Below are 13,156 nucleotides of genomic sequence, written 5' to 3' on the forward strand. Positions count from 1 at the left end.
CCCGCAGCTCATCCCCGCTTCGGTATCGAAATGGTACGCATCGGGTGGCGGTGCGTGACCCGGGCTTCACCGCTCGGCCACGAAACGCTCACCGAGGGGCCGCCGGGGCCGCCGGGGCCGCCGGGGCCTTCGAGGTCCGTGGGCCCACGCGGTCCGGTCGTGGGCGCGGCCGAGCGAGCCGACGCTTCGCCAGGCGCCGATGGACAGGGCGGAGAACGCGGAGCCGATCGAGCCGGCGGAGGCGAACGAGCCGATCGAGCCGGCGGAGGCGAACGAGCCGACCGAGCCGATGGACAGGAAGGAGCCCACCGAGCCGATCGACAGGATCGACCCGACCGAGCCGATCGAGAGCAGCGAGCCGAGCGAGCCGAGAGAGGCGACCGAGGCGACCGAGGTGGTCGAGGCGATCGACACGAGCGAGTCCGTGTGCCGGGAGGACCGTGCCATGTCCTTGATCGTAGCGGCGGCTCAGGGCACGCGGGCGACGAACAGGTGCTGGCCGAGCAGGCCCATCGGGTGCCCGTCCTCGGGCAGGGCGAGGACGGTCGCGCAGCCCGCCGCCGACAGCGCCGCGCGCCACTCCTCGGCGGGCGCGGGCGCGGGCGCCGGAGCCGGAGCGGCGAGGGCGCCGGGCTCGGCGGTGACGAGGACGTCGAGCTGTTCGTCCGTCGCCGCGACGAGCAGCAGTCGGCCGCCGGGCGCCAGCAGGCGGACGAGCTCGGCGACGGTGGCGTCCGGGGCGCCGGCGCCGGTGGCGACGACGACGTCGAAGCGGCCGCCGTCGGGCAGCGGGTGGTGGTCGACGACCTGGCGGGGGCGGGCGGACAGGGCGCGGGCGATCGCGGTGTCGGTGCCGTCGCCGTCGCTGAGCTCCAGGACCCGCAGCGGAGCGGGCCCGTCGTGCGCCTCGGCCATGCCGCGGACGAGCGAGCCGAGCGCGGCGCCGAAGTACCCGCGGGCGGCGGTCCAGCGCAGCGGGGGGACGGCCGGGCGGGGCGGCTCCTGGCCGGTGATCCGGCGGGGCAGGCGCAGGGCGGCGCGCCGGACCCGGTCGAGGACGGCGGCCTGGCCGAGCCCGTCGGCCCAGGCGTCGGCGGCCGGGCGCCAGGTCTCGCGGACCTCGGCGGCGGCGAGCGGCGGCGCGCCGAAGTAGCGGTCGTCGTGCCGGGCTATCAGGCCGTGCCGGGCAAGGGCGTCGAGCCAGCACACGACCTGGGGGCGGTGGACGGGGGTGACGGCGACGGAGTCGAGGACCTCGGCCTCGGTGTGCCCGGTGGCGGGGTCGGTGAGGGCGCCGTACTGCTGGAGGGTCAGCAGGAGCGAGCCGAGGACGGCGTGGTCCAGGTGCGCTCCGAAGTCGCGGACCTGCTCGGCGGTGATGCCGATGGCGTGCTTCCAGGCGGCGGTCGCGGCGGTGGCGACGGCGGCGCGCAGCCGGTGCTCGGCGGTCTCGGCGTCGCTGTGCGGCTCGCGCAGGTGGGCGACGACGGCGCCGAGCGCGTCGACGGCGGCGTAGACGTCGTCCTGCCGGGGCTCGGGGCCGACGTGCAGGACGAGGCGCAGGGCGGAGAGGTCGTGGGCGGCGAGGCCGGGCACGCGGGCGAGGCGCCAGAGCAGGTCGGAGGGCAGCGTGAGGTGGGTGGTGCCGGTGGCGGCGAGGGCGGCGAGCTGCTCCTCGGGGCGCTGGTCGGAGTCGGCGCAGTGGACGGTGCCGCCGGCCACCAGGGTGGCGAGGGCGAGCTCGACGGCGAGGTCGGTCGCCGGGAGGAGCAGGGTGTGCCGGATGGGCGCCGGGCCGAGGACGCCCGCCCAGTGCCGAAGCCGCTGCTCGATGGCGCGGGCGGTGCTCGCAGGCAGCGCGGAGTGTGCGGCGACCTTCGCGGCGACGGCTCCGGGCAGTCCGCCCGGCGGCGAGACGCCGAGCAGCAGGCCGATGCCGCTGATCGAGCGGCCGCCGGCGACGACGGCGGGTCGGTCGCCGAGTTCGCGCAGCGCGCTGACCAGGGCGGGGGACGTGGGCAAGGTGATCACTCCGGGTGGCAGGGGAAGCCGGACCACTGAACCATGCGGGGGAGCCGGTCGTAGCCGCATCTGGGTAAAAATTCGTAATGATTGTCATATCGGCTCGTCAACTCGACCCCGGGAATCTCGCCGTGAGCGGGCCGGAACCGTGCAATCCGGATGGGCTCCCTGGAGTCGGCCCGATGTCTTGACACCCGCGGCGCGTCCTGGATTACTGGGCCTGGGGCCGCCCGGCCGAACGATCGGTCGGGGGGGCCGCGGGGGGGCCGGCCGACCTGCGAAGGAGCGACGATGACCAGCAGCGCGCCCGAAGAAGCCGGGGCCGGAGGGCCGAGGCGCCTCGGCGAGCCCGTCCCGCCCGGGCTGCTGGACGCCGGCGAGCGGATGACCGTCGGCGAACTGCGCGCCCACCAGCTCGACCGCCTCCGGGTCACCCTGCGGCACGCGTACGACAACGTCGAGCTGTACCGCCGGAAGTTCGACGCCGCCGGGGTCGGGCCCGGGGACTGCCGCAGCCTGGCGGACCTCGCCCGCTTCCCGTTCACCACCAAGGCCGACCTGCGCGAGGGGTACCCGTTCGGTCTGTTCGCCGTCCCGATGGAGCAGGTCCGCCGGATCCACGCCTCCAGCGGCACCACCGGGCGCCCGACCGTCGTCGGCTACACCGAGAACGACCTGTCGATGTGGGCGGACGTCGTCGCCCGCTCGATCCGCGCGGCCGGCGGCCGGGCCGGGCACAAGGTGCACATCGCGTACGGCTACGGGCTGTTCACCGGCGGGCTCGGCGCGCACTACGGCGCCGAGCGGGCGGGCTGCACGGTGATCCCGGCGTCCGGTGGCATGACGGCGCGCCAGGTGCAGATCATCCAGGACTTCCGGCCCGAGATCATCATGGTCACCCCTTCCTACATGCTCACGCTCCTCGACGAGTTCGAGAAGCAGGGGATCGACCCGCGCACCACGTCGCTGCGGATCGGGATCTTCGGGGCGGAGCCGTGGACGGAGGAGATGCGGCGCGAGATCGAGGACCGGCTCGACCTGCACGCCGTCGACGTCTACGGGCTGTCCGAGGTGATCGGGCCCGGCGTCGCGCAGGAGTGCGTGGAGACCAAGGACGGCCTGCACGTCTGGGAGGACCACTTCTACCCGGAGATCGTCGACCCGTTCACCGACGAGGTGCTGGGGGAGGGGGAGAGTGGCGAGCTGGTGTTCACCTCGCTCACCAAGGAGGCGCTGCCCGTCATCCGCTACCGCACCCGCGACCTCAGCCGGCTGCTGCCCGGCACCGCGCGGCCGGCGTTCCGGCGGATGGAGAAGGTCACCGGGCGCAGCGACGACATGATCATCCTGCGCGGGGTGAACGTCTTCCCGACCCAGATCGAGGAGATCCTGCTGCGCACCCCGGGCGTCGCGCCGCACTTCCAGCTGCGGCTGGGCCGGCAGGGGCGGCTGGACGTGATGGCGGTGCGGGTCGAGGCGCGGCCGGACGCGTCCGCCGAGGTGCGGGCCGCGGCGGAAGCGGCGATCGTCCGGGCGGTGAAGGACGGCGTGGGTGTGACGGTCACGGCCGAGGTGGTCGAGCCGTACACGCTGGAGCGCTCGGTCGGGAAGATCAGGAGAGTCGTCGACGAGCGCGGGTGAGACCCGCGGCCACCGGGCAGGACGCGGCGGAGGCGGACGGCAGTCCGGGGGGTGTGCCGTACGCCTCCGCGGCGTCTACAGCAATGTAGACGTCAGTCGGCGGGGCGTCCAGCCCGCGCCCGGCGCGTCCTCGCCCGCGTCGCGCGGGCGGACAGGGCGAGGGCCAGCGCCATCGCGACGGCCAGCGCCACGCTCACCTGACCGGTGCCCAGGTTCAGGCCGCCCCGCTCGTGGCTCACGCCCGCCCAGTCCGCGAACGAGGCGCCGAGCGGGCGGGTGAGCACGTACGCCCACCAGAAGCCCGCCACCGGGCCCACCCAGCGGGCCTTCGCGGCCACCGCGGGGACGGCGATCAGCACGGCGAAACCGACGCCCGCCACCAGGTAGCCGAGCTTCAGCGTCGCCGCCGTCAGGTCGCCCACGGCGGTGCCCAGGGCGAAGGTCAGCAGCACGGCCGCCCAGTAGAAGAGCTCCCGGCGCAGCCCGGTGACCCGGTCGATCGCCAGCGAGCCCTCCACCCGGTGCCACAGCACGAACAGCGCCGCCAGCGCCGCCGCCAGCGAGCCCGCCGACAGCGCGTACGGCACGCCGAGCGCGACGTGCGCCACGTCGGCGACCATCGTGCCGAAGACGCTCACCATGACCACGACGGCCCAGTACACGCCGGGCACGCAGCGGCGCAGCCGCAGCTGGACCACGATGGCCACCACGAACAGCAGGCCGGCGCCGCCCACGGCCGGGACCGGACCCGCGGTGCGGGCGAGGAAGTCGGACAGCACCTCGCCCAGGCCGGTGGTGAGGACCTTCACCAGCCAGAACCAGCCGTCCACCGGCGGGACCTTGTTCGCCCCGGCGGCCCGGCCGGACCGTTCCTCCGGCCGGGTCAGCGTCGAGTGCTGGGCCACGTCAGCGTCCCGGGGCCGCGACGACGGTGTTGCCGGTCAGCTCGCCGCTCGCGCCGTCCACCGTCACCCGGTGCCGGACGCCGTCCTGGCCGAGGACGACGACGCACCACGCGGTGGTGCCGCCCTGCGCGGTGACGCGCTGCAGCGACTCGGCCCGGCCGCCGGGGACGGCCCCCTGCGCCTTCTCCAGCGCGGCGGAGGCGGCGACCGACGGGAGCGGGGCCGGGGCGGCGCCGGCGCGGCCGTCCTGGCCCTCGCCGTCCTGGCCCTCGCCGTCCTGGCCCTCGCCGTTCCGGCCTTCGCCGTTCTGGCCGTCGGTGCCCTGCTCGCCGCCGTGGTGGCGGTGGCCCTGGGCACCGTGCCCGCCGTGGCCGCCCTTGCGGGCCTCGCCGCCGTGCCCGCCCTGGGGGCCCTGGCCACCGGAGCCGTCCTCCGACCAGTTCATCGCCCGCTCGTGATCACGGCCGTGCCCGCCGTGCCCGTCGTGCACGACGGTCAGCGCCACCCCGCCCGCGGCGCCGACCAGCGCGACCACGGCCACCCCGGCGGCTATCCGGCGCTCCTGCCCGGCCGCCCAGGCACGCACGCGCGCCACTCGGCGCCGCTTGGCCGGCAGCTGCGGGACCTCCTCGGCGCCGGTGTGCGGTCCCGGCTCGGGGCCGAACTTCGAACTCGCGGGGCCGAGCTCAGGACCGGAGTCCGGGCCGGAGTCCGGGCCCTGCGGGAACGGGGTGCTGGACGACGGGGAGTCGGTCATCGGGCGCTCTCCTTGCGTGGCGTGCTCCGCGCGCCCGGAACCGCCCGGGCCGCGCGGGGCGATCATGGCGGACCGTTCCTGAACCTGCGCTTAAGGCCGCCGAAGATCGCCACGGACCACCTGGCACCCTGAACGGATGCACATTCTCGTCGTCGAGGACGAACACCGGATGGCCACCGCCCTGCGCCGCGGCCTGGAGGCGGACGGCCACACCGTCGACACCGCCCACAACGGGCCCGAAGGCCTCGCCCTCGCCGACCGCCACCCCTACGACGTGATCCTGCTCGACATCATGCTGCCCGGCCTCAACGGCTACCGGGTCTGCGCCCGCCTCCGCGCGAACGGGTGCCGCGCCGGGATCCTCATGCTCACGGCCAAGGACGGCGAGTGGGACGAGGCCGAGGCCCTCGACACCGGCGCCGACGACTACCTGTCCAAGCCGTTCTCCTTCGTCGTGCTGCTCGCCCGCCTGCGCGCCCTGCACCGGCGCATCGACCAGCAGCGGCCCCGCCTTCACACGCTCGGCGACCTCGTCGTCGACGCCAACGCCCGCACCTGCACCCGGGCCGGCACCCCCACCCACCTCACCGCTCGCGAGTTCGCCATCCTGGAGCACCTCGCCGCCCGCGCCGGGACGGTCGTCTCCAAGCGCGAGATCCTCGACCACGTCTGGGACGCCGACCACGACGCCGACCCCAGCGTCGTCGAGGTCCACATCCACGCGCTGCGCCGCAAGATCGACGCCCCCTTCGGCCGTGCCGCCCTGCAGACCATGCGCGGCGCCGGCTACCGCCTCGACCCGGCCGGCGGCTGAAGTGCCCCGCCGGAAGCGGCCGTTCGTCCCGCGCTCCGTCCGCCGCCTCGTCCCGTGCTCCGTCCGCCGCCTCGTCCCGCGCACCGTCCGCGCCCGGGCCACCGCCGCGGCCGGCACGGTCCTCGGCGCGGCCCTCGCCGTCGCCAGCGCCGGGCTGCTCGCGGTCCTGCACGCCGACCTCGTCGCCTCCGCGGCCTCGGCCACCCGCCAGCAGGCCGAGACCGTCGCCCAGCTCGCCGCGCAGGGTCGGCTCACCCCCGTCCTGCACACCGGCCACGGCACCGACTTCCTCCAGGTCGTCGACGCCCGCGGCACCGTCCTCGCCGCCAGCCCCAACCTGGCCGGCCGCCCCGCGATCACCGCCGGCGGACGCACCGGCTCGCACACCACCGACGACGTCGACCCGCTCCTCGACCACCACCGCCAGCGTGTCACCGCCGTCACCGGCGACACCCCCGCCGGGCCCGTCACCGTCTACGCGGGCGCCTCGCTGCGCGCCGCCGACGAGGCCCTCGACATCACCCAGGCCGGGCTCGCCGTCGCCGGCCCGCTGCTGCTGCTCACCGGCGTCGTCGTCACCTGGAAGGTCACCGGGAACGCACTGCGCCCGGTCGAGGCGATCCGCGCCGAGGTCGACGCCATCACCGGGCAGGACCTGCACCGCCGGGTGCCCGAGCCCGGCACCGCCGACGAGATCGCCCGGCTCGCCGCCACCATGAACGCGATGCTCGACCGGCTGGAGGCCTCCGGACGGCGCCAGCGCCAGTTCATCGCCGACGCCTCGCACGAACTGCGCAGCCCGCTCGCCGTGCTGCGCACCCAGCTGGAGGTCGCCGACACCCACCCGGACCCGGCAGTGCGGGCCGAGCTGGTGCACGGCGCGCTCCAGGACACCGACCGGCTGCAGAGCCTCGCCACCGACCTGCTGCTCCTCGCGCGCCTGGACGCGGGCGGCGCCGACGACCGGCCCCGTCAGCGCGTCGACCTCACCGCGCTGGTCGCCGACACCGTGCTCGGCCGCCGGCCCGGCCCGCACCGGCGCACCACCGACCTCACCCCGGGCATCGCCGTGGACGGCATCCCGCTGTGGCTCGGACGGCTGCTCACCAACCTGCTCGACAACGCCGAGCGGCACGCGGGCGGCGTCGTCCACGTGCGGCTGGGTGCGGACCGCGCCCGCGGGGTGGCCGTCCTGGACGTCGAGGACGACGGCCCGGGCATCCCGGCCGCCGACCGCGAGCGGGTCTTCGAGCGCTTCACCCGCCTCGACGACGCCCGCAGCCGCGACGAGGGCGGCAGCGGCCTCGGCCTGCCGATCGCCCGCGACATCGCCCGCCACCACGGCGGCACGCTGGCCGTCGCCCCGACCGCCGCGGGCACCCGTCTGACGGCGGAGCTGCCGCTGACCGGGGAACGCTAGGGCGTCTCCTTCGGGGCAGGCCGGGTGAGTCGACGCCAGGGCACGCACCTCGCCGCGTTGTCGTCGGTCGCCGACGTCCGCCTCCGGCCGGCAGGCGCCCCCCTCCTCCGCCCTTCTATGCACGCCGACGTCCTGCGATGCAGGCACCCCGACGTCGCAGTCCTCCGACCCGACCCGAAAGACATACCCCGGGCACCCGTTCGGCGCACCTGCGGTCGTGGGGACGGCCCGAGCTTCCCAGACTCGGAGAACAGGGGGTGGACTCAACCGGAGAGGCAACCCCATGAGCATCAGGCTTCGCCGCGTCCTCGCGGTGACCGCAGTGGTATCCCTCGGCCTCGGCGCGGCGTCCTGCGGCAGCGCCAAGCAGTCGTCGTCCGGGGGCGGTTCCTCCGGCGGCGCCAGTGCGAGCGGCACCGCAGCGGTCGGCGCGGTGAAGATCGGCCTGCTGCTGCCGGAGAGCAAGACCACCCGCTACGAGCAGTTCGACCGCCCCATGATCGAGGCGAAGATCAAGCAGCTGGCGCCGGACGCCCAGATCGACTACTACAACGCCAACCAGGACGCGACGCTCCAGCAGACCCAGGTGGACACCGCCCTCACCAAGGGCGACAAGGTGCTGATCCTGGACGCGGTGGACGCCAAGTCGATCCAGTCCTCCGTCCAGAAGGCCCACGACGCGGGCGTCAAGGTGCTCGCGTACGACCGCCTCGCCCAGGGGCCCGTCGACGCGTACGTGTCGTTCGACAACCACAAGGTCGGCGAACTCCAGGGTCAGGCCCTGGTGGCGGCGGTCGGCAGCAAGGCGAACGCCGGCTCGATCATCATGATCAACGGATCGCCCACCGACCCCAACGCCGCCGACTTCAAGGCGGGCGCGCACAGCGCGATCGACGGCAAGCTGAAGATCGGCAAGGAGTACGACACGCCCCAGTGGGACCCGAACACCGCCAACCAGGAGGCGGCCGCCGGGATCACCGCGATCGGCGCGAACAACGTCGTCGGCGTCTACTCCGCCAACGACGGCATGGCCGCAGGCATCGCGACCGCGCTCAAGGCGGCCGGCCTGAGCGTCCCCCTCACCGGCCAGGACGCCCAGCTCGACGCCATCCAGCGGATCCTGGTCGGCACCCAGACCATGACGATCTACAAGCCGTTCAAGCCGGAGACCGACATCGCCGGCCAGATGGCGGTCGCGCTCGCCGGCGGCGGGACGCCGGAGCCCAGCATCGCGCCGACCACCGCCACCAACGGCAGCGGCCACAAGACCCTGGCCAACCTGATCACTCCGGTCGTGGTCAACAAGGACAACGTCAAGACCACGGTCGTCCAGGACGGTCTCTACACCGTCGCCCAGATCTGCACGCCGGACTACGCCGCCGCCTGCCAGTCGGCCGGCCTGGAGTAGACCGGCTCCCGAGCGGTCCCGACACGAATACGCCCCGCCCCCGGACCGGGGGCGGGGCAAGGGAGTTGGTCACTGTGGCAGGTGAGACCGTACTGGCCCTGCGCGGGGTCTCCAAGCGGTTCGGCGCCGTCCAGGCGCTCACCGACATCGAACTGGAGGTGCATGCCGGCGAGGTGCTCGCGCTGGTCGGCGACAACGGCGCCGGCAAGTCCACCCTGGTCAAGTCGATCGCCGGGGTCCACCAGCCGGACGACGGCGCCATCGAGTGGCAGGGCCGGCCGGTGAGCATCCACCGCCCGCAGGACGCCCAGCAACTGGGCATCGCCACGGTCTACCAGGACCTCGCGCTGTGCGACAACCTCGACGTGGTCGGCAACCTCTTCCTCGGCCGCGAGATCCGGCGGTTCACCGTCCTCGACGAGGTCGCGATGGAGAAGCGCTCGCGGACGCTGCTCGACACCCTCTCCATCCGCATCCCGAGCGTACGGATCCCGGTCGCCTCCCTCTCCGGCGGTCAGCGCCAGGTCGTCGCGATCGCCCGCGCGCTGATCGGCTCGCCCAGGGTCGTCATGCTCGACGAACCCACCGCCGCCCTCGGCGTCGAGCAGACCGCGCAGGTCCTCGACCTGGTCGAGCGGCTGCGCGACCAAGGCCTCGGGGTGATCCTCATCAGCCACAACATGGCCGACGTGATGGCCGTCGCGGACACCGTCGCGGTGCTGCGCCTGGGCCGCAACAACGGCGTCTTCGACAAGCGCTACACCAATCAGGAACAGATCATCTCGGCCATCACCGGTGCCACGGACAACGCCGTGACGCGCCGGAGGGCCCGTGGCGAGGAGGGTTCCCAGTGAGCGAGAACATTCCCGGGAGTCCGCAGGGCGGTGAGCCCGCACACCACCACGCCCCGCTGCCCGAGGAGAGCATGCCCAAGGGCGGCGTCAACGCGCCCGTTCCGGTGGCCCCCGAGGCGATCCCGGCCGTCGACCCGCGGCTGATCGTGCGCCAGGAGGGCATCAAGGGCTACTTCAGCGAGTTCCGCCGCCGGCTGAGCAGCGGCGAACTCGGCTCGCTGCCCGTGGTACTGGCGCTGATCGTGATCTGGGCGGTGTTCGGCAGCCTCAACAGCAGCTTCCTGTCCGCCCAGAACCTCTCCAACCTCTCGCAGCAGATCGTCGGCACCGGCATGATCGCGATCGGCGTGGTCTTCGTGCTGCTGCTCGGCGAGATCGACCTGTCGGTCGGCTCGGTCAGCGGCCTGTGCGCGGCGATCTACGCGGTCCTCAGCGTCACCGACGGCGTCAACCAGTGGGTCGCGCTGTTCACCGCGATCGCCGGTGGCGCGGTCGTCGGCGCGATCCAGGGCATCTTCTTCGCCAAGGTCGGCGTCCCGGCCTTCGTCGTCACCCTGGCCGGCAACCTCGGCTGGAACGGCCTGATGCTCCAGGTGCTGGGCGCCACCGGAACCGTCAACCTGCCGGGCACGGACATCGTCTCCCGGCTCTACAGCACCATCTTCAGCCAGCAGGTCGTCGCCTACGGCGTCGCGACGGTCGGCGTCGTGCTCTTCCTGGGCGCCTCGCTGGTCGACGCACGCCGGCGCCAGGCCGCGGGCGTGCCGTCCCGGCCGGTCGCCGACATCGTGCTGCGCACCGTCCTGCTGGCAATCATCTCCTTCGTCGCCGCCTACACCCTCAACCAGTACAAGGGCCTGCCGCTCGCGCTGCTGATCTTCCTGATCTTCATCGTGGTGCTGGACTTCGTGCTGCGCCGCACCTCCTACGGCCGCCAGGTGTTCGCGCTCGGCGGCAACATCGAGGGAGCCCGGCGGGCCGGCATCAACGTGTCCTGGATCCGGATCAGCGTCTTCACCATCTGCTCCACCATGGCGGCCGTCGGCGGCCTCTTCCTGGCCGCGCAGATCCAGTCGGCCAGCCAGACCTCCGGCGGCGGCAACCTGCTGATGAACGCGATCGCGGCGGCCGTCATCGGCGGCACCAGCCTCTTCGGCGGACGCGGCACGACCTGGTCGGCACTGCTGGGTGCGCTGGTGATCGCCTCGATCCAGTCCGGGATGAACATCGAGGGCCTCAGCAACGCGATCCAGTTCATGATCACCGGCGCGGTGCTGCTCGCCGCCGTCGTGGTCGACTCGCTCGCGCGGCGCACCCAGAAGGCCGCCGGACGCGCATGACGGGTCCCTCGCGGGCCCTATGCTGCGGGACATGCCGAGTGAGCTGCGCCTCCACCGACCGAACACCGACCTCGCGTTCATCCTCCGTGAGACGGAGCTGACGCCCGTCCCGTTCGTCCCCGAGATCCGCCTGCACATGGCGGACGACGCGATCGCGCTCTGGGAGACCACCGAGGAGGCGCGCGGCAAGGCGGGGCTGCCGCCGCCGTTCTGGGCGTTCGCGTGGGCGGGCGGCGTCGCCGTCACCCGGTACGTGCTCGACCACCCCGAACTCGTCGCCGGGTGCAGCGTGCTCGACGTCGCCGCCGGGTCGGGCGTGGTGGGCGTCGCCGCCGCGCTGAGCGGGGCCGCGTCGGTGCGGGCCGCCGAGATCGACGCCTACGCGGTCGCCGCGATCGGGCTCAACGCCGAGGCCAACGGCGTCCGGGTCGAGGGCGCCCTGGTGGACCTGGTCGACGGCGACGGCGCCCCGGCGGACGTCGTCCTCGCCGGGGACGTCTTCTACGAACGGGCCATGGCCGCCCGGTTCCTCCCCTTCCTGGAACGGGCCGCCGCGCGCGGCGCCACCGTCATCGTCGGCGACCCGGGCCGCGCCTACCTGCCCCGCGAGCGGTTCACCGCGCTGGCCGCGTACGAGGTGCCGGTCGTCGCCGACCTGGAGGACACGTCCGTCAAGACGACGACGGTGTGGCGGCTCGAGCGGTAGCGGGCGCCGGCTCTCCCACGTCGTGGAATTCCCGGTGGCGGGGCGATCGGTCCTGCTAGACACGGTCGCATGACCGACGACATCGCCCTGCGCACCGCCACCCCCGCCGAGATACCCGCGCTGCTCGCGCTCTGGGCCGCCGCGGCCAAGGGCACCAGCATCTCGGACGACGAGGCCGGCGTGGCCGCCCTGCTCGCGCGCGACCCGCACTGCCTCGTCGTCGCCACCCCGGCCGACGACCCGGGCACCCTGCTCGGCACCGTCATCGCCGGCTGGGACGGCTGGCGCGCCCACCTGTACCGCCTCGCCGTCGACCCCGCCCACCGCCGCCGGGGCATCGGCGCCGCCCTGCTGGCCGCCGCCGAGGAGCGCCTGGCCGCGCTCGGCGCCCGCCGGATCGACGCGATGGTCCTGGACGAGAACGAGCTCGGCCACCGCACCTGGAAGGCCGCCGGCTACGCCCCCGAACCGCAGTGGAGCCGCTGGGTCAAGCCCCTGGCCGGCTGACGTCGCTGTTCAGCGGCTCGGTTAGGGTGCGCTCATGGACGACACGGCCCGCTGGGACTGGGACGGGATCCGCGAGCGCACCCTCGCGTTGCGCGCGCGGCGGGGAAGGGCGCATCTGGCGCCGCCGCTGAGCGAGGAACAGGTGGCGGAGGCGGAAGAGCAGTTCGGCATCACGTTCCCGGCGGACTACCGCGCGTTCCTGACGACCGTCAGCGCCGGGACGGACCGGCCGCGACAGCTGTGCAGGGGCGAGAGCGGGTGGCACTGGGCGGGGGACCGGCAGACCAGGCCGGCCCTGCTGGCCGAGCCCTTCCCGGACCACGACGCCGCGCTGGCGGCCTCCGACGACTTCTGGGACAACCCGCTGCGCGAGGAGGACTTCGAGGATCCGGCCGCGTTCCGGGCCGCACTCGCCGCGTGGAACGACGAGGCCGAAGCGATCGAGGACGCCCGCACCGCCGGGGCCGTCTGCCTGACGGAGCACGGCTGCGGCTTCGCGACCTGGCTCGTCGTCACCGGACCGCACCGCGGCACCATGTGGTTCGACGGCCGCGCCACGTGTGACCGGCTCAACCCGCTCCTCACCGACGCGGGTCGCCCGGCGACCTTCGCCGAGTGGTACGTCGACTACCTGGCGCACGAGGAGCCCCACGCCACCCACGAGGAGTGGTCGGCCGCCCTCGACCGCTGGAACCGGGGCGAGGACACCCCGATCTGGCTCCGTTGGTTCGACGACTGGCGGGAGCATGTGCGCCGATGAGGTGGCGGGTGTTCGGGCGGGA

General features: G+C 74.1%; 13 protein-coding genes. 9 read left to right on the plus strand and 4 right to left on the minus strand.

Annotated features, from left to right (window positions below; translation table 11 throughout):
• Positions 1-66: 66 nt before the first annotated feature.
• Together AB0C76_RS31645 and AB0C76_RS31650 are read right to left on the minus strand one after the other, a co-directional pair.
• The gene (locus AB0C76_RS31645) at positions 67-447 is read right to left on the minus strand and encodes a hypothetical protein (protein WP_359972177.1); all 381 of its coding nucleotides are present in this window, start codon (positions 445-447) and stop codon (positions 67-69) included.
• A gap of 21 nt (positions 448-468) precedes the next feature.
• Positions 469-2,022: a hypothetical protein gene (locus AB0C76_RS31650; protein WP_359972179.1), complete on the minus strand. Its 1,554-nt coding sequence runs from the start codon at positions 2,020-2,022 to the stop codon at positions 469-471.
• A gap of 291 nt (positions 2,023-2,313) precedes the next feature.
• Here AB0C76_RS31650 and paaK point away from each other — a divergent pair, with 291 nt between their 5' ends.
• Positions 2,314-3,663 carry a phenylacetate--CoA ligase PaaK gene (gene paaK / locus AB0C76_RS31655; protein WP_359972181.1) on the plus strand — a complete coding sequence of 450 codons (1,350 nt, stop codon included), beginning with the start codon at positions 2,314-2,316 and terminating at the stop codon, positions 3,661-3,663.
• Positions 3,664-3,755: 92 nt separating this feature from the next.
• Here paaK and AB0C76_RS31660 read toward each other — a convergent pair whose 3' ends face one another.
• Together AB0C76_RS31660 and AB0C76_RS31665 are read right to left on the minus strand one after the other, a co-directional pair.
• Positions 3,756-4,568 (minus strand): hypothetical protein, encoded by an 813-nt coding sequence (locus AB0C76_RS31660; RefSeq protein WP_359972183.1) that lies wholly within the window; start codon positions 4,566-4,568, stop codon positions 3,756-3,758.
• 1 nt (position 4,569) lies between these two features.
• The gene (locus AB0C76_RS31665; RefSeq protein WP_359972184.1) at positions 4,570-5,325 is read right to left on the minus strand and encodes a hypothetical protein; all 756 of its coding nucleotides are present in this window, start codon (positions 5,323-5,325) and stop codon (positions 4,570-4,572) included.
• 136 nt (positions 5,326-5,461) lie between these two features.
• On the opposite strand from AB0C76_RS31665, the gene AB0C76_RS31670 reads away from it, so the two are divergent.
• The 8 genes from AB0C76_RS31670 to AB0C76_RS31705 all read left to right on the plus strand — a co-directional run bounded on the left by AB0C76_RS31670 (position 5,462) and on the right by AB0C76_RS31705 (position 13,134).
• Entirely contained in the window at positions 5,462-6,139 is a 678-nt protein-coding gene (locus AB0C76_RS31670) for a response regulator transcription factor (RefSeq protein ID WP_359972186.1), read from the plus strand.
• A 1-nt stretch (position 6,140) separates the two neighbouring features.
• Positions 6,141-7,559 (plus strand): HAMP domain-containing sensor histidine kinase, encoded by a 1,419-nt coding sequence (locus tag AB0C76_RS31675; protein WP_359972188.1) that lies wholly within the window; start codon positions 6,141-6,143, stop codon positions 7,557-7,559.
• A 283-nt stretch (positions 7,560-7,842) separates the two neighbouring features.
• The gene (locus tag AB0C76_RS31680) at positions 7,843-8,967 is read left to right on the plus strand and encodes a substrate-binding domain-containing protein (RefSeq protein ID WP_359972189.1); all 1,125 of its coding nucleotides are present in this window, start codon (positions 7,843-7,845) and stop codon (positions 8,965-8,967) included.
• A 65-nt stretch (positions 8,968-9,032) separates the two neighbouring features.
• Positions 9,033-9,821 carry an ATP-binding cassette domain-containing protein gene (locus tag AB0C76_RS31685; protein WP_359972191.1) on the plus strand — a complete coding sequence of 263 codons (789 nt, stop codon included), beginning with the start codon at positions 9,033-9,035 and terminating at the stop codon, positions 9,819-9,821.
• Positions 9,822-9,892: 71 nt separating this feature from the next.
• Positions 9,893-11,161: a sugar ABC transporter permease gene (locus AB0C76_RS31690; protein ID WP_359972255.1), complete on the plus strand. Its 1,269-nt coding sequence runs from the start codon at positions 9,893-9,895 to the stop codon at positions 11,159-11,161.
• Between the two features lie 31 nt (positions 11,162-11,192).
• Positions 11,193-11,867 (plus strand): 50S ribosomal protein L11 methyltransferase, encoded by a 675-nt coding sequence (locus tag AB0C76_RS31695; RefSeq protein WP_359972193.1) that lies wholly within the window; start codon positions 11,193-11,195, stop codon positions 11,865-11,867.
• A gap of 69 nt (positions 11,868-11,936) precedes the next feature.
• On the plus strand, positions 11,937-12,374 hold the full coding sequence (locus tag AB0C76_RS31700) for a GNAT family N-acetyltransferase (RefSeq protein WP_359972195.1): 438 nt from the start codon (positions 11,937-11,939) through the stop codon (positions 12,372-12,374).
• Between the two features lie 34 nt (positions 12,375-12,408).
• A complete protein-coding gene (locus tag AB0C76_RS31705) occupies positions 12,409-13,134 on the plus strand; it encodes an SMI1/KNR4 family protein (protein WP_359972197.1) in 726 nt (241 codons plus the stop codon).
• The last annotated feature ends 22 nt before the right edge of the window (positions 13,135-13,156 follow it).

This window comes from Kitasatospora sp. NPDC048722 (genome assembly GCF_040650235.1).
In the GTDB taxonomy this organism is placed as follows: domain Bacteria; phylum Actinomycetota; class Actinomycetes; order Streptomycetales; family Streptomycetaceae; genus Kitasatospora.